The 24,908-nt window shown below is 59.8% G+C and carries 21 protein-coding genes and 4 pseudogenes; 16 read left to right on the plus strand and 9 right to left on the minus strand.

All coding sequences use genetic code 11. The features are described from left to right. The first annotated feature begins 195 nt into the window (after positions 1-195). Both ACFFWD_RS33770 and ACFFWD_RS33775 read left to right on the plus strand, forming a co-directional pair. The gene (locus ACFFWD_RS33770) at positions 196-1,566 is read left to right on the plus strand and encodes a transposase (RefSeq protein WP_376972890.1); all 1,371 of its coding nucleotides are present in this window, start codon (positions 196-198) and stop codon (positions 1,564-1,566) included. A 274-nt stretch (positions 1,567-1,840) separates the two neighbouring features. Beyond that, positions 1,841-3,289, plus strand: a complete 1,449-nt coding sequence (locus ACFFWD_RS33775; protein ID WP_376972892.1) for a site-specific integrase — start codon at positions 1,841-1,843, stop codon at positions 3,287-3,289. A 251-nt stretch (positions 3,290-3,540) separates the two neighbouring features. On the opposite strand, the gene ACFFWD_RS33780 is transcribed toward ACFFWD_RS33775, so the two are convergent. Beyond that, positions 3,541-3,753, minus strand: a complete 213-nt coding sequence (locus ACFFWD_RS33780) for an ATP-binding cassette domain-containing protein (protein WP_376972894.1) — start codon at positions 3,751-3,753, stop codon at positions 3,541-3,543. Positions 3,754-3,876: 123 nt separating this feature from the next. Between ACFFWD_RS33780 and ACFFWD_RS33785 the strand changes: the two genes are divergently transcribed. The 4 genes from ACFFWD_RS33785 to ACFFWD_RS33800 all read left to right on the plus strand — a co-directional run bounded on the left by ACFFWD_RS33785 (position 3,877) and on the right by ACFFWD_RS33800 (position 5,047). Beyond that, on the plus strand, positions 3,877-4,047 hold the full coding sequence (locus tag ACFFWD_RS33785; RefSeq protein WP_376972896.1) for a hypothetical protein: 171 nt from the start codon (positions 3,877-3,879) through the stop codon (positions 4,045-4,047). A gap of 192 nt (positions 4,048-4,239) precedes the next feature. Next, positions 4,240-4,434 carry a hypothetical protein gene (locus ACFFWD_RS33790; protein ID WP_376972898.1) on the plus strand — a complete coding sequence of 65 codons (195 nt, stop codon included), beginning with the start codon at positions 4,240-4,242 and terminating at the stop codon, positions 4,432-4,434. A gap of 215 nt (positions 4,435-4,649) precedes the next feature. Then, positions 4,650-4,841, plus strand: coding sequence for a hypothetical protein (locus tag ACFFWD_RS33795; protein ID WP_376972900.1), 192 nt, complete (start codon positions 4,650-4,652; stop codon positions 4,839-4,841). Then, positions 4,838-5,047, plus strand: coding sequence for a hypothetical protein (locus ACFFWD_RS33800; protein ID WP_376972902.1), 210 nt, complete (start codon positions 4,838-4,840; stop codon positions 5,045-5,047). Before ACFFWD_RS33795 ends, ACFFWD_RS33800 begins: the two co-directional genes overlap by 4 nt. Before the next feature lie 129 nt (positions 5,048-5,176). Here the strand turns inward: ACFFWD_RS33800 and ACFFWD_RS33805 are convergent. Then, a pseudogene (locus ACFFWD_RS33805) lies at positions 5,177-6,361 on the minus strand (transposase); the annotation flags it as partial. Here ACFFWD_RS33805 and ACFFWD_RS45325 point away from each other — a divergent pair. Continuing rightward, positions 6,361-6,465 (plus strand): annotated as a pseudogene (locus ACFFWD_RS45325) (transposase); the annotation flags it as partial. The pseudogenes ACFFWD_RS33805 and ACFFWD_RS45325 sit on opposite strands and share 1 nt — an antisense overlap. Further along, positions 6,463-6,633, plus strand: a pseudogene (locus ACFFWD_RS33810) (IS5/IS1182 family transposase); the annotation flags it as partial. The pseudogenes ACFFWD_RS45325 and ACFFWD_RS33810, both read left to right, overlap by 3 nt. On the opposite strand, the gene ACFFWD_RS33815 reads toward ACFFWD_RS33810, so the two are convergent. Continuing rightward, the gene (locus ACFFWD_RS33815; RefSeq protein ID WP_376972904.1) at positions 6,607-7,545 is read right to left on the minus strand and encodes an NAD-dependent epimerase/dehydratase family protein; all 939 of its coding nucleotides are present in this window, start codon (positions 7,543-7,545) and stop codon (positions 6,607-6,609) included. The pseudogene ACFFWD_RS33810 and the gene ACFFWD_RS33815 sit on opposite strands and share 27 nt — an antisense overlap. 411 nt (positions 7,546-7,956) lie before the next feature. Here ACFFWD_RS33815 and ACFFWD_RS33820 point away from each other — a divergent pair, with 411 nt between their 5' ends. After that, entirely contained in the window at positions 7,957-8,784 is an 828-nt protein-coding gene (locus ACFFWD_RS33820) for an isocitrate lyase/PEP mutase family protein (RefSeq protein WP_376972906.1), read from the plus strand. Between the two features lie 128 nt (positions 8,785-8,912). Here ACFFWD_RS33820 and ACFFWD_RS33825 read toward each other — a convergent pair whose 3' ends face one another. Continuing rightward, positions 8,913-11,873, minus strand: a complete 2,961-nt coding sequence (locus tag ACFFWD_RS33825; RefSeq protein WP_376972908.1) for an ATP-binding protein — start codon at positions 11,871-11,873, stop codon at positions 8,913-8,915. A 358-nt stretch (positions 11,874-12,231) separates the two neighbouring features. Next, complete coding sequence (locus tag ACFFWD_RS33830) at positions 12,232-12,867, minus strand: response regulator transcription factor (RefSeq protein ID WP_376972910.1); 636 nt, start codon at positions 12,865-12,867, stop codon at positions 12,232-12,234. A 237-nt stretch (positions 12,868-13,104) separates the two neighbouring features. Between ACFFWD_RS33830 and ACFFWD_RS33835 the strand changes: the two genes are divergently transcribed. Next, on the plus strand, positions 13,105-13,497 hold the full coding sequence (locus tag ACFFWD_RS33835) for a response regulator transcription factor (RefSeq protein WP_376972912.1): 393 nt from the start codon (positions 13,105-13,107) through the stop codon (positions 13,495-13,497). On the opposite strand, the gene ACFFWD_RS33840 is transcribed toward ACFFWD_RS33835, so the two are convergent. The 4 genes from ACFFWD_RS33840 to ACFFWD_RS33855 form a co-directional block, all read right to left on the minus strand. Next, positions 13,492-18,999: a trifunctional serine/threonine-protein kinase/ATP-binding protein/sensor histidine kinase gene (locus tag ACFFWD_RS33840; protein ID WP_446680534.1), complete on the minus strand. Its 5,508-nt coding sequence runs from the start codon at positions 18,997-18,999 to the stop codon at positions 13,492-13,494. The genes ACFFWD_RS33835 and ACFFWD_RS33840 overlap by 6 nt on opposite strands. A gap of 2 nt (positions 19,000-19,001) precedes the next feature. Beyond that, positions 19,002-19,178, minus strand: a complete 177-nt coding sequence (locus ACFFWD_RS33845; protein ID WP_376972916.1) for a hypothetical protein — start codon at positions 19,176-19,178, stop codon at positions 19,002-19,004. Positions 19,179-19,558: 380 nt separating this feature from the next. Continuing rightward, on the minus strand, positions 19,559-20,179 hold the full coding sequence (locus ACFFWD_RS33850) for a tetratricopeptide repeat protein (RefSeq protein ID WP_376972918.1): 621 nt from the start codon (positions 20,177-20,179) through the stop codon (positions 19,559-19,561). Further along, positions 20,176-21,162, minus strand: coding sequence for a winged helix-turn-helix domain-containing protein (locus ACFFWD_RS33855; RefSeq protein WP_376972920.1), 987 nt, complete (start codon positions 21,160-21,162; stop codon positions 20,176-20,178). The genes ACFFWD_RS33850 and ACFFWD_RS33855 overlap by 4 nt, the downstream gene beginning before the upstream one ends. A 135-nt stretch (positions 21,163-21,297) precedes the next feature. On the opposite strand from ACFFWD_RS33855, the gene ACFFWD_RS33860 reads away from it, so the two are divergent. The 6 genes and pseudogenes from ACFFWD_RS33860 to ACFFWD_RS33885 all read left to right on the plus strand — a co-directional run. After that, the gene (locus tag ACFFWD_RS33860; RefSeq protein WP_376972922.1) at positions 21,298-21,444 is read left to right on the plus strand and encodes a hypothetical protein; all 147 of its coding nucleotides are present in this window, start codon (positions 21,298-21,300) and stop codon (positions 21,442-21,444) included. A 56-nt stretch (positions 21,445-21,500) separates the two neighbouring features. Further along, positions 21,501-22,151: a response regulator transcription factor gene (locus tag ACFFWD_RS33865; RefSeq protein WP_376973078.1), complete on the plus strand. Its 651-nt coding sequence runs from the start codon at positions 21,501-21,503 to the stop codon at positions 22,149-22,151. Positions 22,152-22,195: 44 nt separating this feature from the next. Continuing rightward, positions 22,196-22,927, plus strand: a pseudogene (locus ACFFWD_RS33870) (YiiX/YebB-like N1pC/P60 family cysteine hydrolase); the annotation flags it as partial. Positions 22,928-23,022: 95 nt separating this feature from the next. Then, positions 23,023-23,973 (plus strand): helix-turn-helix domain-containing protein, encoded by a 951-nt coding sequence (locus ACFFWD_RS33875; RefSeq protein ID WP_376972924.1) that lies wholly within the window; start codon positions 23,023-23,025, stop codon positions 23,971-23,973. A 91-nt stretch (positions 23,974-24,064) separates the two neighbouring features. Next, positions 24,065-24,355, plus strand: a complete 291-nt coding sequence (locus ACFFWD_RS33880) for a hypothetical protein (RefSeq protein WP_376972926.1) — start codon at positions 24,065-24,067, stop codon at positions 24,353-24,355. Positions 24,356-24,467: 112 nt separating this feature from the next. After that, positions 24,468-24,908 (plus strand): FAD-dependent oxidoreductase (locus ACFFWD_RS33885; RefSeq protein ID WP_376972928.1); only part of this gene is annotated, 441 nt, incomplete at its 3' end.

Here is a 24,908-nt window from a genome sequence, read left to right on the forward strand (position 1 = left end):
GCCCATCGATGGCGGAGCTGCGCTCACACTTAGCTTGGATTCGATTGTGTGATGCGCCGCTATCGATACACAGGTAAGCGGAGCACGCCTCCTGGTCGCGAACAGCAAAGGGCCGATTTTGTTGCAAAAGTCGGTTGAGACGAGCCGGCAAGCGTGATTCCGTTGTGTTGACGCGAATCGCGACGAGGTCGATCCATGATGGGCCGTCTGAAGAGTGACCAAGGTCAACTGTTCTACGAGTTTCATCTCAGCGACGCGGTTCCCGAAGATCATCTGGTGCGGAAGATCGACACTGGTCTCGATCTGTCTTGGCTTCGCAGCGAACTTGCTCCTCATTATTCGTCGATGGGTCGCCCGTCGATCGATCCGGAGCTGATGATCCGGATGCTGATCGTGGGGTATGTCTTCGCGATCCGCTCGGAGCGGCTGCTCTGCCGTGAAGTGCAGGTGAACCTCGCCTATCGGTGGTTCTGCAAGCTCGGTATCGAGGATGCTATCCCGGATCATTCGGCCTTCTCGCGGGCCCGCAATGAGCGCTTCCGCGAGGGAGATGTCGTTCGTCGCGTATTCGAACATATCGTCGAGGCGTGCATTGTGGCCGGTCTGGTTGGTGGCGAAGGTTTTGCGGTAGACGCGAGCCTGATCCAGGCAGATGCCAACAAGCAGCGCTCGATCGCGGGTCAGGATTGGCGCAGGGATCGCGATCCGGCGAGGTCAAGCCGCGCGGTGAAGGAGTATCTGGCAACCCTCGACGATACGGCGTGGGGTGCGGCCAGTGACGTTGTCCCGAAGTTCATCTCGCCGTCCGATCCCGCGGCCCAGTGGACCGGAGCTCACAAGGGACCAGCATTCTTCGCTTACTCCGACAATTATCTCATCGACGTGAAGTTCGGCGTCATAGTTGATGTCGAGGCGTCCCGATCCATTCGCCAGGCCGAGGTCGGAGCGGCGAGGACAATGATCGAACGAACAGAGGAGCGTTTTGGTCTCAAGCCGGAGCGGCTTGTCGGGGATACTGCTTACGGGGCGGCTCCGATGCTGAACTGGCTGGTCGAGGAGAAGGGCATCGCGCCACATATCCCCGTGTTCGACAAGTCGAAGCGAGATGACGGTACCTTCTCGCGCAGCGACTTTCGATATGATCCGACCAGCGACGTCTACCACTGCCCGGGCGGAAAGCGGCTAGGGACGAGCGGCACCGTGCACGAGGGCAAAACGCTTCTGTATCGTGCGAGCAAGCTCGACTGCGACGCATGCCCGCTTAAACCGCAGTGCTGTCCAAAAGAACCATCGCGCAAGATCCCGCGCGACATACATGAGCACGCCCGGGACGTCGCCCGGTCGCTCGCTGGCACCGAGGGCTTCGAGACGTCGCGACGTGAGCGCAAGAAGATCGAGATGCGGTTTGCGCACTTGAAGCGCATCCTGAGGCTTGGTCGGCTTCGGCTTCGTGGCCCACGAGGCGCCCAGGACGAGTTTGTTCTGGCTGCCATCGCTCAAAATCCGAGGCGCCTCGCGTCGCTCGTTGCGCGACCACCGCCCGCTCATGCTCTGTGCATTGCGTAGCGTAGGAGTTGCGTTGAGAGCGTCAGGGTCGGCGGATCAAAGCCGGTCGGCCTTACCGAATGGCCGAAAGACATCCGTCGGTTACAGCCGACTTTTGCAACAGAATCGGCACCTCGCTGACGCGCACCACGACCGCCGGCGTGCGGCTTGAGCGGTGCCAGCAACTAGCGAGGCCCGACCACGGCCGAACCTTGCTTGCCGGATCACTGCGGTCGCGCTAGCCCCGCAGCGGCTGGCCGAACGCCTGGCCTTCGAACACCAGATCAGAAATTTTATGAGCCGTGCCCAAGAGCGGGGCTATCATTTCGCGCGCCAGTTTCCTGGCTTCGCCAGCAGGTGGGTGGACTTTGTCGACCAGAACAAGTCGGCCGAGTCCCGTATTGCCAAGGGGGCCGAACGCCGCGCTTACGAGACCGGGCGCGCCAACGAGCGAGATGATCCTACAAAAGTCGACGCCTGGTCGAACTCCCCGCCCCTTTCCCACATCGATCCCCTGCCCCTAATCGAGCGGATCGTGCAGGACGAAATCGCGAAGCGGATCGGCACGTCAAATGCCACACGCTTCGAGCCGGCGCCCCCCAACCCGCAAGAAAAGCCGACAGTGGAGACCGCAAAAGCGGCGGACACACGAATGTCTGATGCGCTGGCCGAATTTCTAAAGCCCGTCGACCCCAAGCGCCAGCACACCACCAAAGGTCGGCATGAAGCCGAGCCTGTGGTCAGGTTCGCCGTCCAAATCTTGGGCGATCCTCAGTTTTGCTCCGTCAAAGCGGAGGATTGGCGGCGGCTCGACGAAGCACTTCCCGACATTCCCAAGACCAAGAACATCCCGGCGGAAACCGCCGAGACGCTATTCGGCCGCTTCGAATACGCGCAGCAGAACGGCTGGAAGAAACTTACGCTCATCACTCAGAAAACCCTAAAATCGAAATATTGGGGCGGCTTGCATAAATTTCTGGATTGGGCGATCGCGAATAACTTTTACGGAGGGCCAAGGCCGAAATTCGAGTGCATCGATCCCAATAATATGGCGAGTTTGCCACGTGACGCGCTTGAGGACAACGAGCTGTTGGCTCTCTTCGCTCTCCCGCTATTCACTGGCTGCCGCAACCGGACACACGTGTGGAAGCCGGGAAATTACTTTGTTCAATCGGCAATCTACTGGGGCTTTTTGATTTGTGCTTTAACCGGCATGCGTCCCGGTGAAGTCGGCCAGCTAAAATGCGCTGATATCCGCACGGACGGCGAATTCTATTACTTCGATCTCAGGCCGTTCGATGCGCGAGGCGGCCGCGTTGCAGTGAAAGATCTGCGCAACCTGAAAACGAATGCCGCTGGTCGCGTAATTCCTATCCATCCCCTATTGATCGAGCTGGGTCTGCTCGATCGAATGCAAGAACTGATGGACAAGGGAGAGGGGCGTCTCTTCCCGGAATGGGAAGCCTACGCCAGAAAAGATGGAACTGTGCGTTGGTCACAACCGCTCAGCAAATCCTGGCAATACGTAAAAAAGCTGCTTGAGTTGACCCGGGCTGACCTGTCCCTGTACAGCACTAGGCATCTCATGCTCTCATGGCGGACTGGCTCGACAATGACGCCATTGCCCAGCGCACACGCGATCGGATCTTGGGACACGCCAGCGATGTGCGGGGACGCTACGGCCGCAAAGGTATCCTCGATCCGCAAGTGGCCGCGAAAATCGAGGCACTCGAGCCCCCTGTAATCAAGCAAATGAGAGAAATCCTGCTCGGTGCAAAGAAGCGCGCGGATGCCGGTGAGCTTGCGATCCTTAAGACCTACTAACGTACAGAGTTTCGGTGATGCGCACCGGGATCTCCAGCATTTGCGCCGATTCGACTAACCCGGATGAACGTGGGAATTCGGCACTGGATTCCCGTTGACCAACGTCTCAATGATGGCAACCCAGATCAGCGCACAACAGTCTCTTCCTCGTTGCCCATTTTCACCACGTCATCATCCCGGGCGTCCTAACAATACCTCCCCTTCGGTCGGCACGATCAGCCCAGTGAGCAGATTGACCAGGGTCGTCTTGCCCGCGCCGTTCGGCCCGACAACGGGGACCAGTTCGTCCTCGGCCACATTGGGGGGCCGCCAACCCAACCCGGAATGCCGCTCATGCCGGAAAGGTCGCCACGCGCTGTCCGTGCACACGATCGGCTCGTCCAACTCTCGGCTCCAACCTAGAGTGCGCTTTGACATCTTCCGCCCAATTTTGACCCCATTGCGGAAAAGGTCGGCTTTTGGGTCGAGCGCCATAGTCCCTTCGGATAGTTCCCATGACCACTTTAGATGTCCGACGTCTACCTGGGTGCAATTGAGCCGCTGATCTGGATCGTCCTAGGCTGCATGCGTCTGAAAAGCGCGCAGCTCATCAAGCGCAACAGTTGGAAGAGGACGATCGACGAACAGAACAGCTACGATAGAGGAGACAACAATGCCCAACCTCTCCGAAAATCTTAGACATGGCAGCGCCACGAGATGCGCGGTCTGTGATGGCAAGTTTGGTCTCGTTCGGTACCACTCGTGGCGGACTCCCCTTTGTTCAAAGAAGTGTGTCGAACGCTTCAGAGCTCGCCAGGAAAGCGATCGCACCTGGCTGCCTTGGCTCCAGATCGCCTTCGATCAGTTGCCCGGGAACCGCGCGAGGGCCCTATGACGTTCCGGATCTCACAACGGGGCAAGGAATATCTGGAAACAGCACAGACTTTGCTTCGCACTGCCCGAACCATGACCGACAGTGCAATAGCGAGTCAAATCAAAGCCCTTGCCGACGACTACGAGCGGCGAGCTGAGAAAGCTTCGCATGCTGATGCAGCCAAAGCGTTCGCTCGATCGGCTGCGAGCTGAACGCGAGTAGCTTACATGAGCTGATGGGCTGCTTCGCAGCCCATCCATCCTGCAGAAGAAATGTCAGTGACTTCAGGATCCCTGCGCACACCCAGTCACGCGCTTTTTATTCCCTCGTTACCGCTTGCACAGCTTCAAAGTTTGAGTGGAGATACTACGTCAGAATGGAATGATTTCCATCATCTCACGGTGGACCAGAAACGCTTGGAGCTAACATGGGCGAAGTTATTCGATTTGTCTCAAAGTCTGAGCACGAGCGAGCTCGCTTAGTTCGAGAAGCCCGTGCGATATATTACAGCATCTTCCCGCCGGCTGATCCGGTTAGCGAGCAGCAGGACAAGGCACCGACAAGTCATACGGTCAGCGGCGCCAATGCCCGTCGCAGCGACGGGGGTCGCCTGTCGTGATCAAGATCATCGCCGTGCTCTGCAGTCTCTCCTCTCCAGCAAATTGCCACGAGCAGACCGTCACCACCTCGGACTTCGCTGACGTCTCGATGCAGTCCTGCCTGATGGGCGCTCCGCAGATCGCCGAGTGGATGAACCAGCATCCGGCTGAGCGCCTGGCGGCATGGCGCTGCGTGATTGGTAAACAGGATGGCAGGGGAGCTTAGGGGAAAGGAGCTCTTCTGAGCGCTTTGAACTGCTTGATAAGAATGGTGGCGAGTACTGACGAAGACCGTTCGATAGCCCCCAAGGCCCGCCGACCGAGTGCGCCCTTTGTGGCCTATCTCTTCAGGCCGCTAACCCACGAAGGGCATGAAGGCAGGCTCACTTGCCATGCCGACAAACGAGATCTGCGTCTCGGTTGTTGGTAGCTCCCTCGCGCTCGTCAATGCGATCAAGTCGAGCCTCTGGGCGGTGGCAGCCAGGAGGAAACTCGTCCCGAGCGCCAATGGACCTCTCAGCCTGGCCGGTCGAGGCGCAGGACGCGCTTCAGTTGCGCGAACAGCATTTCGATCTTCTTCCGTTCACGGCGCGACCTGACATAGGCGTCGCTCTTCGCGATATTGCGCGCAACGTCTCGGGCCTTTTCGTGGATTGAACGCGGGACCTTGCGGGCAAGCATTTTCGAGCAGCACCGCGGCTTCAGTTCGCAAGCATCGCAGTCATGCTTGCTGGCGCGGTAGAGCAGTGTTGCCCCGTCATTCACCAGAGTTCCGGTAGAGCTCATCACCTTGCCGGCTGGACAACACGTAGAGATCGCGTTCCTGATCGTAGGCGAAGTCTTCGCGGGAGAACGTCCCATCGGCGCGGGCTCACTTATCGAACACTGGAATGTGCGGCTCGATCGCATGCTCATTAACGAGCCACCCCAGCATCTCGGCTGAACCGTATGCACTGTCGGCGGCCAGGCGCTCGGGACAGAGCTCGAGGCGCCCTTCGGCGCGCTCAATCATTCTGCGTGCCGCACCGACCTCGGCCTGCCGGATAGCTCGCGTCGCCTCGACATCGATGATGATCGCGGCCTTCAGGTCGATCAGGTAGTTGTCGGCGTAGGCAAAGAAGGCATGCCCTTTGTGAGCGCCGGTCCATTGTGCGGCCGGATCCGACTTGGAGATAAACTTCGGTACCGTCTCGCTCGCCGCGCCCCAAATATTCGCGGACGGATCGGCGTGTCCTGGCGATGGCCTCCCAGTCAACATCGTCAAACCCAGCAGCAGAACGCTGCTTGTTGGCATCGGCGGCAATCAGGCTGGCATCGACCGCAAAAGCGGCTCCCTCGACCAACCCTTCTGCCATACAGCTCGGACCACGGTCTCGAACACCTTTCGTAGCAGATCGCAATCGCGGAAGCGGCCATGCCTGTTCTTGGAGAAGGTCGAGTGGTCCGGCACCTCGCCGTCGAGGCCGAGCCGACAGAACTAGCGGTAAGCGAGGTTCAGGTGAACCTCCTCGCACAACCGCCGTTCGGAACGAATGCCGTAATTTGTCAGACGTTCGAAGCCACTTGGCGCCATTTTACAGCTCTACTGGCCGGCCTTCGATTGATCCCGAGCTGCTCGTCCGGATGTTGCTGGTTGGCTGCTTCAGCCCATATCTGTATCGCGCGAGCAACTTGATCGAACGGTTTTTCAACAATATCAAGCAATGCCGGCGTATCGCCACCCGCTACGACAAACTCGCAGCCAACTACCTCGTCTTCGTCAAACTGGCAGCCATTCGCATCTGGCTACGCGCCTTTGAGTCCACGCCGTAGATGAGGCTTCCATAAGAGCGGCCGCGGCGTGAACCCAAGTTGCGCCTTGGCCCGGCTGTTTGCGGCTCCCGTCAGACGTGTGTGGAAGTAGACGGCTTCCGCGCCGGCGGCCTTCAGAGCGTCCTCCACGCTGACGCGCGGTGGCTCTGGAGCATCGACCCAGCGGGCGAAGGCCGGCAACCATTCGGCGACGGACAGAGGATCGTCGTCGACGATATTGTAGACCCCCGGCTCTGCCGTCAGCGAGGCAACGGTCGCGGCGATCGCGTCATCGATGTGAACGAACGACCAGTTGGCATTCCCTTCGCCGATAATCGAAGCCTCGCCCTTGCGGAGTTGATCCGCAACCGCGCCGCCCGGCCGGTACCAGGTGCCAGGACCGTAGAAGAAGCCGTAGCGCAGGACGACCCCATCCAGCGGCGGCGAGGCAAGGACGCGATCTTCATAGGCGCCGATGGTACGCGTGCTCTCGCCGATCACACCAGGTGCGTCGTACCGGAGCTTGGCGCTCTCGTGGGCAAGCTGTCCGGCAGGCGCATCAAGGTAGAAGCCTTTCGACTGCAGGATATAGCGGCCGACGCCCAGCTCCTGAGCTGCGGCCAGCAGGTTGCCACCTCCCTCGCGATGGAGGCGGGTATCGTTGGGTATGGACTTAAGGATGTCGGCGGGATTGGCGGGAAGCGAGCTGAGCTGGTCGATCACCACATCCGGCGAGGCCGCCTCGATCGCAGTCCGCACCGCCTTCGGATCGAAGGCATCGGCGGCACGGGGCTCCTCGGCGCCGAGTTCGCGTAGACGATCGACGCCCCGTCCAGCGCGCGTCATGCCGGTCACCTGATGGCCGAGCGTGCACAACGCGCGCACCAGCGGCAAGCCGATGGCGCCCGTGGCGCCTGCAACGAATATCTTCATGACTATCTCCCGGGTTGGTGTGCTTCGCGGCGAGCGCTGCGCAACCTCAGCTCGCTGTCGGCGAGAGCGTTTCGCGGCTCCGGGCGCCGTTCAATCCTACTTCTCGAGTGCAGCCCGCGGCGTGTTCGAAAGCTGATTGCTAGTTATAGGCATTCATCAGGCCGATCGCGATGGCCAGGACCCACGGAAGCGAAACTCGACCTTGTCGTGGCGTAATGGACTGGATGATCTCGACGCTGATGCCGTCCCACGACATCGCGCAGCGACTGACAGCTTCCGCCGAAACAGCGTCGGGTTTAGGTTGAGGACGTTGAAATGGATATCACCCCTACCTCGTTACCATTGGATCGAAAGTGCAACCTGTCTGAAGGATTTTGAAACCGCGTAGGCTACCAGAAAGAGGAGATCACCATGGCGGTCACTCAGCTCGACAAGGGCAATGCCTTCCGCGCGCTCCATCAAGGGCCGGGAGCCTTTATCATGGCCAACGCCTGGGACGCGGGATCGGCGCGCATTCTAACGGGCTTAGGCTTTTCCGCCATCGGCACATCGAGTTGGGCATCGGCCAATGTTTATGGCAGGCGGGACCACGCGATCACCCGCGAGGAGGCGCTGGCGCACGCCCGTGCCATCGCCGGCGCCACGGATCTTCCTGTCTCGCCCGATCTCGAGAACGGGTTCGGTGCCACGCCGAGAGAGGTGGCCGAAACGTACCGTCAGGCTGCAGCCGCAGGCATCGTCGGCGCGTCGATCGAAGATGCGACCCACGGACCCAGAGAGGACGCACTGTTCGACATCGGCGAAGCGACCGAGCGCGTCGCGGCAGCGATCGAAGCCACGCGCAGGCTTGGATTTCCCTTCTTGCTGACCGCGCGCGCCGATGGCTTCCTTCACGGCCATACCAATCTCGAGGACGCGATCCGGCGCTTGCAGGCATACGAAAAGGCGGGCGCCGACGTGCTGATGGCGCCGGGCTTGCCGGACCTCAACTCGGTGAAGGCAGTCTGCGCCGCGATCACCAAGCCCTTCAACTTCATGGTTGGCATTCCTGGCAAATCGTTCTGCGTCGCGGAGCTTGAGGCGGTCGGCGTACGCCGCATCACCCTCGCCAGTTCCCTTTATAGCGCTGCGATGAGCGGGCTCCTCGCGGCGGCGCAGGAGGCGAAGGACAAGGGCACGTTTGTCTACGTTGATACCTCGGTGCCGTGTTGGGATCTTGACAGATACATGCTGGCATGAGCCGGTCCCTTGCAGTCCTGGGGAACGTCTCCACACTGCGTTCTGATCCATCCGTCGAAAACAAGCTCGGGACGAAGCTTGCAGCTTCGTCGGCTTGAAGGAACTTCCAGATGATTGCGCCATGGCACCTATCCGGCGATGCCGGCGGGCAAGCTGTTCAAAAGCTTCCTCGCAATTCGGACATCCGAAAACTCGAGTTCATCGACAAACGCCCCGCATATCGGAGCCAATAGCGTACGTGCTTCGATCTCCCGATGTTGACGCACCTTCAAACGAGCAAGGCTCACGGCAGCCCGCAACTGCCAAAACAAGGCGGCTTGTACCCCCGCCAGCTCAATAGCTTCCGACAAGAGTCGCTCAGCAGCCAAGAATGATCGATCGTCAAATTGTTGGATAGCCAATTCTCCCTTCATTCGTAACAGCTCAGGCACGTGCCAGAGGACGCCTTCATGCCTTGATCGGGCGAGCGCGCTGTCGATGACAGTCGAGGCTTCCACCAAATTCCCAAGGGAGGCCAGCGCCTCAGCGAAGTCTACGACGGATGCGGAACCATGTAGTGTCTGACCAGCGCTGCCGAACTCTTCAAGCCCAGAGCGAAGCAGCGTTGAACCTTGCGCAGCATCACCGCGCTTGACCAACAGCGCGCCCTGAAGGCAATGCGCGAATCGTATCCAGGGGAAGCGGTGCTGTGACGCAAGTTGGGAAAGCATCGTGATATACTGAGTGGCCCCCGCGATATCTCCGGCCATAAGGTGAAGGGGGCACACGGCCTCCCCGAGGGCGAAACACATCGATGGCTTGTGATCAATGACTTGCGCTTGCTCTAGGCTCGCCTTAGCGACCTGAAGGGCCCTGCGTGCAAACCCGCGCATCCAAAGAGTGCGTGCCAGTCGGGCCTGGGGTAACACGCGACCATCGTAATGAAGCCACATTGCGCGCCGTCGACCGCTTGGTGCGGTGTAACGGTTGAGCGCAGACTCGAGATGGTGTTGGGCCTGTCGATGATTGCCTGCGTAATGATTCGTACTTCCCAGGAGCCGGTCGGCAACCTGCGTGTCAGCAGGGTCACCCGTGCGTGGCGCGACGAGAGCGACCCGTTCGGCAACCTTCTGGGTGGTGCGGAGTTCGCCGTTGATGAACCTATGGATCCAAATCATATAGAGCGCCTGTAGCTGCGCTTCCGGATCATCGAGGCTCTCCGCGATCTTGAGAGCCTCCGTCAATGCCAATTCGATCTCTTCCCCCCGTCCCCCCGCGTACACCAGCACAAGGCCAAGTATTGTCAGCAGCTGCGCCTTGAGCTTTGGGCTTAAGTCGCAAGCTGCTCCAAAGTTGTCTCGGGCGCGCTCGGCACGATCCCGGCATTCGGCGATCAACGACAGATGTAACCATACAGGCGCGTAAGCGGCCGTAAGAGCAATGCCCACAGCTTTATCCCCGCTGCGAGAGAATGCCCAATCGAGCGCTGCGCGAACGTTGTCGATTTCTCGGACGTAGCGGGGGAGGTCATCAAGAGTTACCAGCGGTGTGTCCTCAGATGGCGCGAACAAATCGCGAAGGAACTCCGCTTGCCGACGAGCAGCCTGTTCCGCTTCACCGTGCTCGGCCAGCTTTTCGAGTGCATACGCGCGTGTCGTCTCGAGGAGGCGCCAGCGAGGTTCATCTGTCGATCGAACCAATGTCAGGAGCGACTTCCAAACCAGACTTGAGATGCGCTCTTCAAGCGTTTCACTTTCGCCGGCTCCGACCATCGCGGCCGCTGCCTTGACCGTGAAACCGCCAGGGAAGACCGCCAAATGACGCAACAAACGCTGCTCGCTCTCAGACAAAAGCTCATAGCTCCAGTCCAGTGTCGCGCGCAGCGTTTGATGCCGGGGCAACGCGGTGCGTCGAGCTCCGGCCAACAGAGCGAAACGATCGCTCAGACGGGCGGCGACATGCTGAACGCCGAGCGTGGCCGCACGCGCTGCCGCAAACTCAATGGCGAGCGGTATGCCGTCGAGGTGCTGGCATATTGCCGCGATTGCTGAAAGGTTTTCCTCTTGCGGCGAAATGTTTGAATGATGCCGGATCTTGGCTATGAAAAGCAGTACGGCGCTGTGTTGTAGCGCATCGCGCGAGTCGCGGTCGGGTGGTGGCACGTCAAGCGGCGGCACGCGATAGACGTACTCGCCTTCGACACGCAAAGGCTCTTGGCTCGTAGCCAGGATGGATGCTCCCGGGCACATGCGCACGAGCGTCTCCGCGAGCTGCGCTGCGGCTTCGATAAGATGCTCGCAGTTATCCAGCACCAGAAGCAGTCTCTTTCGGCCGATCGCCTGCGCGACAGAGCGCGGGGTAATCTGATGGCCGCCCAATTGCTGGCCGAGGCAGGTCGCGACGGCCGACGGCACCAAGCTGGGATCCGACAGCGAAGCGAGCTCGACCAGCACGGCATCACCTTGAAAGGTCAGGGAAAAGCCGCGCGCTGCTTCAAGCGCCAGTGCGGTTTTGCCAACCCCTCCGAGCCCGGTCAGCGTGACCACCCGATAAGCGGACAGAAGATCCTGCAGCTGTTTGACGGCAGCGGCACGGCCGATCAGCTCGGACACCGCAGCGGGCAGATTGTTCAAAAGCGGCTGGCCCGCAGCGTGTGGCTGTTCAAACGCACCCGTATGAGCCGGAGCGCTCTCTTCCCTGACCGCCCAGTTGCCGAGGAGACGATAACCCCGCCCGAATGCCGTCTTCAGCATCCCACGATCAGGCCCAAAGGCCTTCCGGATCGCTGATATGTGGAACTGCAGCGTATTTTCCTCGACAACTGCTCCCGGCCAGATGCGATCCATCAGTTCGTACTTGTTGATCGTGTCACCTGCGGCATCAACCAACACCTCAATGATTTCAAAGGCGCGACTGCCTATCGGGACCGGGGCGCCGCGCAATCGGAGTTCCCGCCGCGCGAGATCAATCTCCCAGTCCTGGTAGGCATACACCGAAGAATCCAGACGCGTGTCAGACAGAGGACGCCGATCGGCGACCGGCAAGCAGGTCTGGCGTGCGGCAGGCGCGACTAGCCGAGTCTCCAACGCATCGAAGGTTAGATTGCTCATCAGCTTTGCTCGTTTATCGTCGCGACCAAAGTAGTCACTCCCGAACTTTGCGTATGCTCGGTCATCCGAGCTTAGTTCTCGTGCCCCGCTCGATCGAATGAGGAAACGAAGCGGTAGCCACGTCCGGGGATGCTGATCGTTTGACCCGCCGCAGTCGATTGGGCGCTGGGTGGTGCGAGGTTCGCTTGTGGTCGCCTAAGCTAAGCCATCGCTTAGCAACGACGCGAGCGCGAGACGTCGTGCTTCTGCATCCGCTATGCGCATGAGCTGGTAAGGGCGGACAAAGTAGCAAACGCGGCAGATGGAATTTGCGCGCAATGCCCTTGAGCGCACGCGAGGAGGATGGTCTTAGGCCGGCTCAGGACTTCTGCGGCTGCTGTGGCCTCATATTGAGGACGTCCGCCATCCGGCTGAGTTCGGGAAGCGAGCGCGCCTTCATCTTCCGCATCAGGTTGGTGCGATGCACCTTCACCGTGGATTCGGCAATGCCGATATCGTTGGCAATCTGTTTGTTCAGGCGACCGGCCACGACATGAAACATGACCTCACGCTCGCGGGAGCTCAGCGTGTCGAAGCGCTCCCTGAGCGCAGCCAATGCCCTATCACTCTCCAGACGGGCACGATCGCGAGCGAGGCCGGCTTCGACAGCGTCAAGGAGGTCCTGATCACGGAACGGCTTTGTGAGGAACTCTATAGCACCGCCCTTCATCGCTTGCACGGTCATCGGCACGTCGGCGTGCGCTGTGATGAAGATGATTGGCACTTGCCTGTTCGCGGCGGCAAGGTCACGCTGAAGCTCAAGACCGCTTCGTCCCGGCATTCGTACGTCGAGCACCAAGCAAGTCGGTCCCTCTGGCGGATCGGCGTTGAGAAAATCGGGAACAGACGAAAATTCCCGGGAATGCAGCCCGACCGTCCGCAACAGCCGCGCGACCGAGTCGCGAAACGCGGGATCGTCATCGATGACGAAGACACTGGGATTAGCGTCACCCATCCCCGGTATCCTGCGTTCAATGGGCCCTATCCTTCCCCAGAATAGTCTAATCTTACGCGCAATCCGTCGAGATGAACAGTTTCTGTTACCTAATCGGATAGCCGGAGGCCTAAGCCATCGCTTAGGGACGCCGGCATTGCTTTGTTAGGCTGTCTCCCTGACATTACAACGTTGCATGCAGGCGCGAGGTACTGGGCGCCAGTATGGTGGGAGCCAGGAAGGCGCCTGGAAGCGACAATGTTGAACCGTACACTGATATCTATTGTTGACGATGATGGGCCCTTTCGTGAGTCAATGCGAACACTCGTAACGTTGCTGGGCTACACCGTCGCAGCGTTTCCGTCAGCGGCCGATTTCCTGGCATCGCGCCGATTGCCTGAAACCGCCTGCTTGGTCACCGACGTCCATATGCCCGGAATGAGTGGAGTCGAGCTGCACAGGCATTTGGTCGATGCAGGGTACGCGATCCCGACCATCCTCGTTACCGCATACCCCGATGAGGTCGTCAGGGACCTGGCCCTAAAGGACGGGGTCGTTTGCTACCTCAGCAAGCCGGTGGACGACGACCATCTCGAACGGTGCCTGCGTTCGGCTCTGCAGCCCGGTAAGCCGATTGAAGAGAATTCATGAGTCCTCTTGCGCCGGCAGGGTGAACTGAAATACGGCCCCCCGAGGCTCGTTGGGAGCTACCCACAATCGGCCCCCATGGGCGTTGATGATCGATCGGCAGATTGACAGACCCATCCCGATTCCGCTCGTCTTTGTGGTGTAAAAGGGTTCGAAAACGCGTTCGAGATTTCCTGGATCAATACCGGGCCCTGAATCTTGCACTGCGAAGAGGATGCCACCCGTCTCACTTTTCTCGGTTCTAATCGACAAGTCTCGCGCGCCATCCTCAACAGAGATCATGGCTTCGACCGCATTCAGGATCAAGTTCAAGAGGACTTGTTGTAATTGAACACGATCGCCCCGGATAGGAACCAACCCATCCATCAGGTAGGTACTGACTGCGATTCTATTCTTGGCGATTGCGCCTCGCAGCATCACAATCACCTCTTCAATCGCTTCATTGAGGCCAAAGCGCTCTTTTCGAGGCGGCACTTTCTTGATCTGATCACGCATCCGCCCGACGATATCCTTAGCTCGGTCCGCGTCCCTGACAACGCAACCGAGCGCTTCCCTGACCTCATCCAGATTCGGCGGCTTCATTTCCAAAAAGCGCATCCCTGCACGAGCGTTGTTGCGGGCGGTCGCGATAGGGTGCAGAATTTCGTGAGACAGCGATGCTGCCAATTCTCCCATCGTGCTCACGCGATTCATGTGCGCGAAATCCGATGCCAACTCACGGAGTGCCTCTTCTGCCTGCTTGCGTTCAGTCAGGTCGACCACGAAAGCGACGCCTTGGTTACCACCTTTTTCGAAACTCGCCGCGCCGACCAGTACGGGCACGCGGTTGCCATCCTTGCGGAAATACTCTTTCTCGTATGGCTGCGCAGTGCCGGTCGTTGTCACCTCTTCAACCGTCTGTGCGTTGCGGTCGCGCCATTCCGGCGGCGTCAGGTCGGTCCAGCGCATGCGCCCTAATGCGAGATCCTCGCGGTCGTAGCCCACGATGCGGAGAAACGCGTCGTTGGCCTCAATGATCTGACCTTCGAGATCAAAAATAAGGATGCCGATAATGTTGGCGTCGACCAGGCGCCGGATCTTTGCCTCCCGTTCCTGCAGATCGCTGTAGAGACGTGAATTCTCCAGCGCAATCGCTGCCTGGGACGCTACCAATTTTAGTACGGCGGTTCGCGCCGGCGCGAAGACGTGGGGGCTCAGGTTATTCTCGAGATAGAGCACTCCGATCAGCTTGGCCTGGGTGATCAGCGGCAGACAGAGAATGGACCGGGCTTGGCGCTCGCGGATGTAAGGATCCGCGGCAAACGTTGATTGGATTGCAGCATCGTCGATAATGACACTCTCGCGGGTGCGCAGCACGTAATGGAGCACTGACTCCGGCAGCAGCATTTCGGCCACCGCATCGTCGCGCAGTTGCACGATTACCGTATCGCCGCTGGCTGTGGCTTCCGCTGCGATCCGTGGCTCACCCGCACGCTCAAGGATCAGTAGACCGCGCTCGGCCCCTGCCTGCTCGAGCGCAGTGCGCAAGAGTGTGCCGATCAGCTTTTCGAGAACAATTTCACTCGAGACGGCTTGCGACACCTTGATCACGGTCACGAGGTCAAGATGTTCGACCGGAGCCCGGATCGTGCTCGTCCGAGCGGACGCCAGTTCGTCGTTCCGGAGGTACGGGTACATCTCATCGAGCTGCCGCACCTTGCCATCGGCTCCCCACTGCCGGTAGCAGTGCCGGGCGTTTCGCAAGTAGAGATGCGCTTCTTCATCGAAGTCACGTGCCGCATAGAAGCGAGCCGCAAGCTCATTGGCGATCGCCTCATTCTGGATAAGTCCGCTCTCGCGGGCGGAGCCGATGGCCTGTCGATAGAGTCGCATGGCGTCGACGTCGCGCGCATCGAGGCGCGCGATCTCGGCGCGCACAAGGGCATACTTGTCAGAAAATGTGCCCGGACAACTTTCAGCCCAACGCCCAAGCTGCGCGCAATGCGCCTCGATTTCATCGCGATGGGCTCCTGCGTCAGCGTCGGCCAATGAGGCCAATGTCAGTGCCGAGAAATAGTGATAATCGACGAGTTGGACGTGACCCGGCGATGACCAGAGCATGGGACGCACCTTCTCGAAGAAACGTGCAGACAGATCGAAATCGCCGGACATGAAGCGCGCCTGTGCTTTCATGATCCAGTACCAACAGATCATCGTTGGCATCCGCTCGGACGTCAGCTGCTCCTCGAAGCGGATTTCGTCGAAGTCGTCACCGTCGAACGTTGAAAACGATGCGGTCCGCCCGCGCATGTTCTGGATGAAACGCTGTTGCGTCACCAGAATATCGACGACATCACGGAAGTTAGCGCGACGTGCGAAAGCAAGACCGCGCTCCGTTTCAGGCCAGATTTCATCAAGGCTATCGCCGCGTAGAAGCCGGTCGGTTACCGTGTGATTGCAGGCAAAGCATGCGATCGGAACGTCTCCGCTCTCCACCGCTGCAGCGAATGCTGCGCGGATGTGATCCAGGGCCGACGAGACCGGTAAGGTCCATAGGCTCACAAGCTCGAGCGAAAACAGTGTTTTGGCCCGGTGCCCGACGAAGCCGTGCCGCTCGACGGCGTCGCACGCCAAGCGGGCAAATCGATAGCCGTCGGCATATCTGCCGCTAATGTGTCCAAGTATGATACCGAACCAGGCGAACGCGTGAGGTGAGGCCTCCGTCATTCCGTGCTTCAATGTAATATTGATCATGTGGCAAAGGTGAAGATCTACCAGCATTTCGTCGGTGAAGAAGGCTGGGGCATAAAGAACCGACAAAACCTGCATCGCGGTTTCGACGTCCGGATCAGTGGCGCGCGGCAGATCGATCAGCGACTCAATTGAACGTCCCTCTAGCTGACGTAAGACTTCCGCAAAAGCGACCTCGAACTGTTCGCGTGAGGGATGCGCGCACATGTCGATGCCAAACAGGCGGAGGCACTCGAGCGCGCACTCGACTGCCTGAGGGCTCTCCGATCGCAAGACGTGCAATTCGATCTTCAAGCGGTAGGCGGCCGCTTTGTCGGTCCTCGTGGAGCCATGCAACAGCAGGTCCTGCAGGAGGATATCGGCCGCGTCGAAATTGCCGCTGAGGAACTCGCATTCGGCGCGATAAAGCCCAAGCGCGAAGGTGAGCGGATATTGCCGCTGCCAGCGGTCATCCGCCAGCATTTCGCCACCCGCGTTGAGATATGAGAGTGCCGAAGCGTAGGCAGTCGAGGCCTTCGCGCGCTTGCCCGCAATAAGGTTCAGTTCCGCGACTTGCTCGCGTTCTTCCCGCAAGGGGATCAAGGCGGCGCCCAGGTTGAGCTGGCTGACGATCTCAAAGATCGCCTCTTCGCGCTGTTCTGGCGGCGTCCCCTCCGTGAGCAGCCTCCCAATCCGGAGATGGACCCCAGCACGCGAGGTTTCCGGGATCATCGAATAAGCGGCCTCCTGCACCCGGTCATGGATGAACCGGTAGGAGTCTCCCCGGCGCTCGACCAATTCCTGACAGAGCGCGTCCCAGAGAGCCACGTGAACCTGGTCTCGCGAGGTCCCGAGGACGATCGCCAGCGTGGTCGCGTCGGCCACAGCGCCGAGACAGGCGAACTGTTGCAGAACCTGCTGCGTCTTTTCCGGACGGCGAACCAGCTTCCGGACCATGAGGTCCACCACATTGTCCGTGTATCCCTTCGCATGAAGGCGGTCGAGATCCCAGGACCAACGCGCCGCGCCGACATCGAAGGTCAGCAATCCCTCATCGGCGAGCGTGTGCAGAAACTGAATCACGAAAAATGGGTTGCCGGCGGTCTTTTCGTGCACCAGATCTGCCAGTGGAGCCGCACGCGGCGGTGTGCAGCGAAGGGCATCTGTCGTCAACTCGCGGAGGTGCTCATAGCCAAGCGGCGCGAGCTGGACCTCCTGCACCGGTGCTCCGGTTTGGCGGATCACGTCTAGCTTACGCATTAGCGGATGCGCGGCGTCCACTTCGTTGTCGCGGTAGGCGCCGATCAGCATCAGATACTTCAAGTCCGACTGCGTCAGCACATACTCGATCAGGTCGAGCGTTGCCGCGTCCAGCCATTGCAGATCGTCGAGGAATAGAGCCAGCGGGTGTTCCGGCTGGGCGAATACGCCGACGAAGCGGCAAAAAACTCGCTGAAACCTGCGTTGCGTATCCTGAGGTCCAAGCTCAGGGACGGGCGGCTGGTCGCCGATGATATGTTTCAACTCGGGGACGAGATCAATCATGAGTTGCCCGTTGGGCGCCAGCGCTTCCTGAAAGGCGGCTCGCCAACCGGCCAACTCGGCGTCGCTCTTCCCCAGAAGCGGCCGGATCAGACCCTGAAAGGCCTGAGCTAGGGTCGAGTACGGGATGTCACGCTTGTACTGGTCGAACTTGCCGGATGAAAAAAGACCGCGGGGCGGTACCAGCACTTTATGCAATTCATTGACGACGGAAGATTTGCCGATGCCAGAATAGCCAGAGACCAGCACTAACTCCGGCGTAGCCCTTTTGAGGACGCGATCGAACGCTGAGAGCAAGATCTCGACCTCATGCTCCCTTCCATAGAGCTTTTCGGGAATCACCAGCCGGCCTGATATGTCGTGTTCACCAAGCGTAAATCGATCGATGCGACCCTGTCGCTCCCACTCGGCGAGACATCGGCGAAGATCGCGCTCCAGGCCTGAGGCGGTCTGGTACCGCTCCTCGGCGGTCTTGGCGAGCAGCTTGAGAACGATCTCAGAGACCTGCGCCGGGACAGTCTCAAGCCGCTCGCTCGGTGGTGTCGGCCTTTTGGCAATATGGCAGTAAACCCACTCAAGGGGATCGGCCGCCGCAAATGGCAGGGCCCCGGTGAGCATCTGGTAGAATGTGACGCCGAGCGCATAGAGATCGCTGCGGGCATCGATCGAGCGGTTCATTCGTCCGGTCTGCTCGGGCGCCATGTAGGCGAGCGTACCGGCGATGACCTCGGGCGGAGCCGGCGCCTGGCGCTCGCGCGGCAGGCGCGAGGCGATGCCGAAGCCCGTCAGCCACACTTGTTCAGTAGCAGAAATGTAGAGCACATTGGCCGGTTTGATGTCCTTATGGATGATACCTCGTTCGTGCAACCCGCGAAGCGCGGCGGATAGGCTGATCGCAAGCCGCAAGAACTGCCCTAACTCCATTGGGCGGCCGAGATGCCGGTCGAGTGGCTGGCCACCAGGATCTTCGAGGACCAGCATGGTCCGTCCACCTTCGCGAACGAGCTGAAGCGGATGGACCGCCCATGCCCGGTCCAGATCCTCCTTCAATTCATATTCGTGAACGAGACGATCGAGGATGGCAGGTGCGGGATGTTCAACGGCTGGCAACAATGCCAGCACACCGGGGAGATCAGTGTCGGCGCGACGCTCTCCTCTGCAGAAGACGCGTTCGCCGTCCTCCCACAAGACCTGGAAGTTGCTATTTCCAAACACGCTGAACTGAGTGGAGGGATTCAACTGCTGGACTCCCATCCTCAAGCGAAGCGCAGCTTGTCGAGAAAGTCTGACGCCATGCGAACGGGTTTGATCTTGAGCACCCGCGCCACCACATCTGCAGGACGTCGCTCGGTGATCGGCAAATTAGGCTGGGGCGCCTCGAAAGTGTGTGGCTGATGCTCTTGCGAATGAACGTCCAAAATCTGCTTGCTCATGGGCCTGTCCTCGCCGTTGAGGGGCACCTTGATTGAACGTTCGACACGCGTTCTAGGCGCTGTGCAGGTCAGGCGTCTTTCCCAAAGCGCGCGTGCTTTGCCCGATCCGCAGCAAGCCGCCATCACGCTTTTAGACGAAGCGCGCGCTCAATAGAAGAGGGCACGGTTGCCCTCCGACGCTTGCGCTGACCCCGATCGTTGAAGGACAACAGCGCTGACGCTTTCGAGTAAAGGATTGAGAATTGTATCACAATTTGTAGCGGCGCAACTCCTAGTCCCAGATTGCAGCGGCCGCGCTCTGTTCGACGAGATCGCGAAACTACTCGGCATGTTAGAAAAGTGCCAGAGGCGAGAGTAGTCGGCCGTGTCACCGGACGTTTTTAGGGCGGTAGCCCGGAGGCTTGAAGTGCCTTCAATATCCGATCCTGTGTTGCGGCTGAACGCGCACGGAATACTTCACCAGAGTGAGATGCACGAAAGTCGGGGCGGAGCTTCAAAAGCTGCGCCGCTGCGTCCCGCGCGTCATCGATCCGACCCGCGCCAATAGTGTTGATGATCAGAAGGCCCAGCGAATGCGCCTCAGCGTGGACCTGAACCGCCTTCGCTGCCCACTCACACCCTTCCACATAGCGCCCCGGGCAAAAGAGCGCGAATGCAATTCCCATCCATGCATATCTTCGATTTGGATCGAGCGGATCTACCCTTAGCACCCGATCGAAGCTCTCTATGGCTCTTTCGGGCTCGTCGCACATTAGCGCGACCCAGCCTCGCGAAAGCCAAACAAACGCATGATTGGCGTTGAGAGCCACCGCCTCTGCTGTCATTGACGATCCGCGATCATAGTTGCGCCCAATATAAGTGAGGACGTGTCCCGCTTGTGCTAACGGAAGAGCGTCGTCGGCCGCGAGGTTTGCTGCAGAGTTAGCAAGCCTGATTGCCTCAGAGCTCTCCTCTGCAGAGAGAGCAATTCCGCTGGTCGCCTGCTGCGTGATGTACGTCAACGCCAGATTGGCATAGGCCCTGGCGTTCTCGGATCCTTTTCCATAGCTTTCATATGCAGCGCGCGAGCCTCTTTGAAAGAGCCTGCGCGCTGGAGCGCCAGTCCTCGTAAATAGAGATCATAACTGTCCAGTCGATCCGCGAGTTTTCGTTTAACTCGCTCGATTTCTGCCCGCTCAACAGCGGGAGCAATCAACGCAACGACAGCCGCAGTTACCTGGTCCTGCAAGCTGAATATGTCTTCGATCGTTCCGTCGAACTTGTCAGCCCAAAGATGGTTGCTGGTCGCAGCGTCGATAAGTTGCCCGGTAATTCGAACTCGGTTAGCAGCCTTTCGCACGCTTCCTTCTAGAACGTACCGCACACCGAGTTGGCGGCCTACCTGTTTGATGTCGACCGGCTTGCCCTTGTAAGTGAAGGATGAATTGCGAGCGATGACGAACAGCGACTTGAAGCGAGTCAGCGCGGTGATGATGTCCTCTACTATGCCGTCGGCGAAATATTCCTGTTCTGGGTCGCCGCTCATGTTCTGGGACGGCAATACCGCGATAGACGGCTTGTCGGGCAACGCCAATGGTTCGAGGGCGGCGTTCAGAAACAGCTGGCCGGCAGAGTGTGGCTGTTCGGGTGCACCCGTGTGAGCCAGCGCTCTCTCTTCCTTGATCTTCCACTTGCCGAGGAGACGATAACCCCGCCCGAATGACGTCTTCAGCATCCCACGATCAGGCCCAAAGGCCTTCCGGATCGCGGATATGTGGAACTGCAGCGTATTTTCCTCGACGACTGCTCCCGGCCAGACACGACCCATCAGGTCGTACTTGTCGAGTGTGTCACCTGCGGCCTCAACCAAAACCCCAATGATTTCAAAGGCGCGACTGCCTATAGGGACCAGGGCGCCACGCAGTCGGAGTTCCCGCCGCGCGAGATCAATCTCCCAGTCCTGGTAGGCGAACACCGGCGTTAGGTGCTGCTCAGTCTCAGGCACGTCGCACCCTCGACCCAATAGGGCATTTCTCAGAATTTCTCAGCACTGCTTCAGGGAACGACGCGCTTAGCGAGCGTACCCCTCTCTGCGGAAACAGCGCAAAGCCGACCGGTCATAGAAAAGGGAGCCCGCCCTGTGACCACGATCACCACCACCGACGGCACTGAAATCTACCACAAAGACTGGGGCATGGCACTGCGTCAGGAAGAGGGACTCGGAACCCTCGGCAGAAAAAGCGAAAGACACGGGAGCAGGAGCAATCAGAAGGAGGTTACGCCATGATTGGGACAACCGCACTCGCCGGCTCATCTGCTTTACCGCCCCTAACGCGCATTCCTATGCGCCTAGCTGCCGACAATACGGACCGCCCGCTTGTCTTGATCGTGGACAACGACGAGGGGATCCGGTGCGCGCTTCACGAACTCCTGCTGTCGGTGGGAATCGACGCATGTTGCTTTGGATCGACGCAAGAACTGTTGCATGCAGATCTTCCAGAGCGGCCAGGCTGCCTCATCCTCGATGTTCGCCTGCCAGGAGGAAGCGGGCTGAGTCTCCAGCAGCATCTCGCCTCGAAAGGCAGTACGAGGCCAATCATTTTCCTGACCGGTCATGGCGACATCGCAATGGCGGTCCAGGCGATGAAGGCGGGGGCGGTTGACTTCCTTACAAAGCCTGTAAGAGCCCAGACGCTTCTTGATGCGGTCACGGCTGCGATCGAGAAAGATATCTCACAGAGAACCGCGGCCCGTCTCATCAAGCAACACGTCGACCGCTACGCAAAGTTGACGCCGCGCGAACGCGACGTCTTGCGCGAAGTGGCAAGGGGCCGCCTCAACAAGCAGATCGCGTTCGATCTCGGCATCAGCGAGATCACCGTCAAACTGCACCGCTGCAAAGCGACGAGGAAAATGCAGGCAACGTCCGTTGGTCAGCTCATTCGCATCTGGGAACTGTTGCCTGCGGAGCTTCGAGAGCGGAAATCAGCCTAGACCAAAGAATGCGGGGAAAACACTAAAAAGAGAAGGAACGCGTCATGGGCTGGATGTTCGATAATGTTGGACGTTTGATTGCCCGGTTGCAGAAGCAGGCCAACCACTGTGAGCCGCTCACTCCGAACTATTTGACCGCCTTACGCGACACTCTTCAACCCGGTGATGTTTTGCTCGTCGAGGGCAAAGGTCGCATTTCCGGCATCATCAAATATCTCACTCAATCGACCTGGTCGCATGCGGCGTTGTACGTCGGGCCGATAGCGGGCGCCGTAAGCGACGGCGAGCCCCACGTCCTGATCGAAGCCAATATCGACGAAGGTGTCGTGTCGGCGCCGCTTTCGAAATATCTGCATTGTCAAACCCGCATCTGCCGGCCGGTGGACCTAAGCAAGGCGGACTGCGGAAAGGTCTGCCACTACGCCTCCGAACGCATTGGTCTCGGCTACGATTTCGAGAACGTAATCGACCTGATGCGTTATCTATTCCCATGGCCGGTGACGCAGCGTGGGCACCGCCGAGCGATCCCGCTCGGCTCCGGCGATGCCAGCCGCATCATCTGTTCCTCGCTGATCGCGCAAGCATTCGACGCCGTGCGTTACCCGATTTTGCCCAAGATCACTCGCGTCGAAAGCCAGACGGCGCGACGCGAGATCGCCGAGATCCGTCACCCGTCACTTTACGTGCCCGGCGACTTCGATATGTCGCCTTACTTCATGGTGGTGAAGCCCACGCTCGCGCGTGGCTTCAACTACAAAGAAATGCATTGGGCCGATCTTCCCCAGGTTCACACCACAGGTCACGCTCATGGGCAATGCCTATAGGCGTGCGTGGAGTGAGCGCATGGCCTACCTAACGCGAGCACAAGTCCATGAGTAAGCCGATGTTGCGCGATCCTTTGGAGGCTCTGCTCGTCGCGCCCAGGGTGCGCCAAGGCGATTTGCCGATCGTCGACCGACGTCCTGCCGATGTGGAGATGGCGCGCGTCCTTAAGACCACACCGCTTCGCATGGCCTCGGATCCGCCCAGTGGCGCAATCGCCTATTGGGAGCATGGAGCTTTACACGACGTGGTCGAGCCCATGGCTGAGCACGTCGTCATGGCTTACCCCGCCGGCTCTCAGCGGCTGGAGCGGCGCACCGGGAAATCAGTTGCGATTGGAACGGCACGTCCCGGAGTTGTGACGGTCATTCCGGCCGGCTCGACCTCCCGGTGGGACATTCACCAGCCCATGAATGTCATTCAACTCTATCTTCCGCAGGCAACGCTCGAGCGCATTTCAGGCGAAGCCGACAAGGTCGCACCGGGCGATCTCCTCGAGCGAACGGCACATCTCGACCCCACGACATCCCGACTGCTCTTGAGCGCGGCGGATGTCCTGGAGGGTAATGAGGCCCTGGATACGCTGTTTAGGCAGCAACTGACAGACCTCCTGGCCACGCGTCTCCTGGCTGCGCACTCCGGCTCGCCAATCACGATCCAGCCGGCCGCGGGCGGGCTGGCGCCGACGACGCTGCGCCGCGCGATCGAACGCCTGCGCTCGGACAGCGATGCAGACGTCTCCCTTGCGGCGCTCGCAGCGGATGCCGGCCTGTCGCGCTTCCACTTCTGCCGGGCCTTCAAGGAAAGCACCGGGGTTTCACCTCATGCCTGGCTGCGCCAATACCGGCACGAGCAGGCAATGAAAATGCTGCGTGACACCGATGACTCGGTCGTCTCGATTGCAGCCGCGCTCGGGTATTCGTCGCAGACCGCTTTCGCTGCGGCGTTCAGGAAGCTCACCGGCGAACCCCCGAGCGACTGGCGCAGGCGCAGACGTTAACAGCAATCGCACTGCAGACAGAGCAATCGCTCTGGGGCAGCGGCAAAACTGATCAGCTAGGAATGTCCAAACCTTTAGACGGAGACGAACAATGATCTGGAAGAGCTTCGTCGGTCCCTATGCGGTCGCATCGCGACGGAGAGTCGTCGCCTCTGCCGTCATGTACGGCCTATCGCTGGCTGTCCGCTTCACCTCGGCGGCGGGCGAGGAGGTGGAAATTCCGCCGCAATCCGCACCAAGGGCGCATTCCATGATTTCTATCATGACCACGAATCGCGCCCAGCTCCCATACCAGGACCGGGGCCCGAAGTCCGCTCAATCGATTGTCTTTCGTCATGGCTGGACGCCGGGTTCGGTAACGCCCGGCTGCACCACTCCTTGAGAAGCAGCAGCCGTTTCACGTCTTCGCGTCGTCTTCGACCGTAACAGCCTTGCCGCCGCGGCGGCGGCGGCGACGCGCGTGTGCCCGAGAAGACCAACCAGAGGAGAATGATGTGCGAGTCGTCATCATAGGCGCCGGTTTCGCCGGCATGTATGCCGCACTTTCCGCCGCTCGCCTGCGCGACGTCCAGGGGATTTCGCCCGAAGAGCTCGAGATCGCGCTGGTTGCGCCCGAGCCCACGCTCGTCGTTCGCCCGCGGCTTTATGAGCCGAAGCCCGAGACCCTGACGGCGCCTCTGCTGAACGTGCTCAAGGCCATCGACGTCGTCTATGTGCAAGGCAGCGCCGAGACGATCGACACCAAATCGCGCATGGTGCAGATCGCCACGGGCAAAGGCACGCGAAAGACGCTGTCCTACGATCGCCTCGTGGTGGCCACTGGCAGCCGGCTGTTCCGTCCGAACAATCCGGGCCTCGCCGAGCACGGCTTTGCCGTCGACTCGCTCGACGATGCGGTCGCCCTCGACAAGCATCTGCATGCTCTCCCCGACCGG

This window comes from Bradyrhizobium erythrophlei (assembly GCF_042430365.1).
Taxonomy (GTDB): Bacteria; Pseudomonadota; Alphaproteobacteria; order Rhizobiales; family Xanthobacteraceae; genus Bradyrhizobium; species Bradyrhizobium erythrophlei.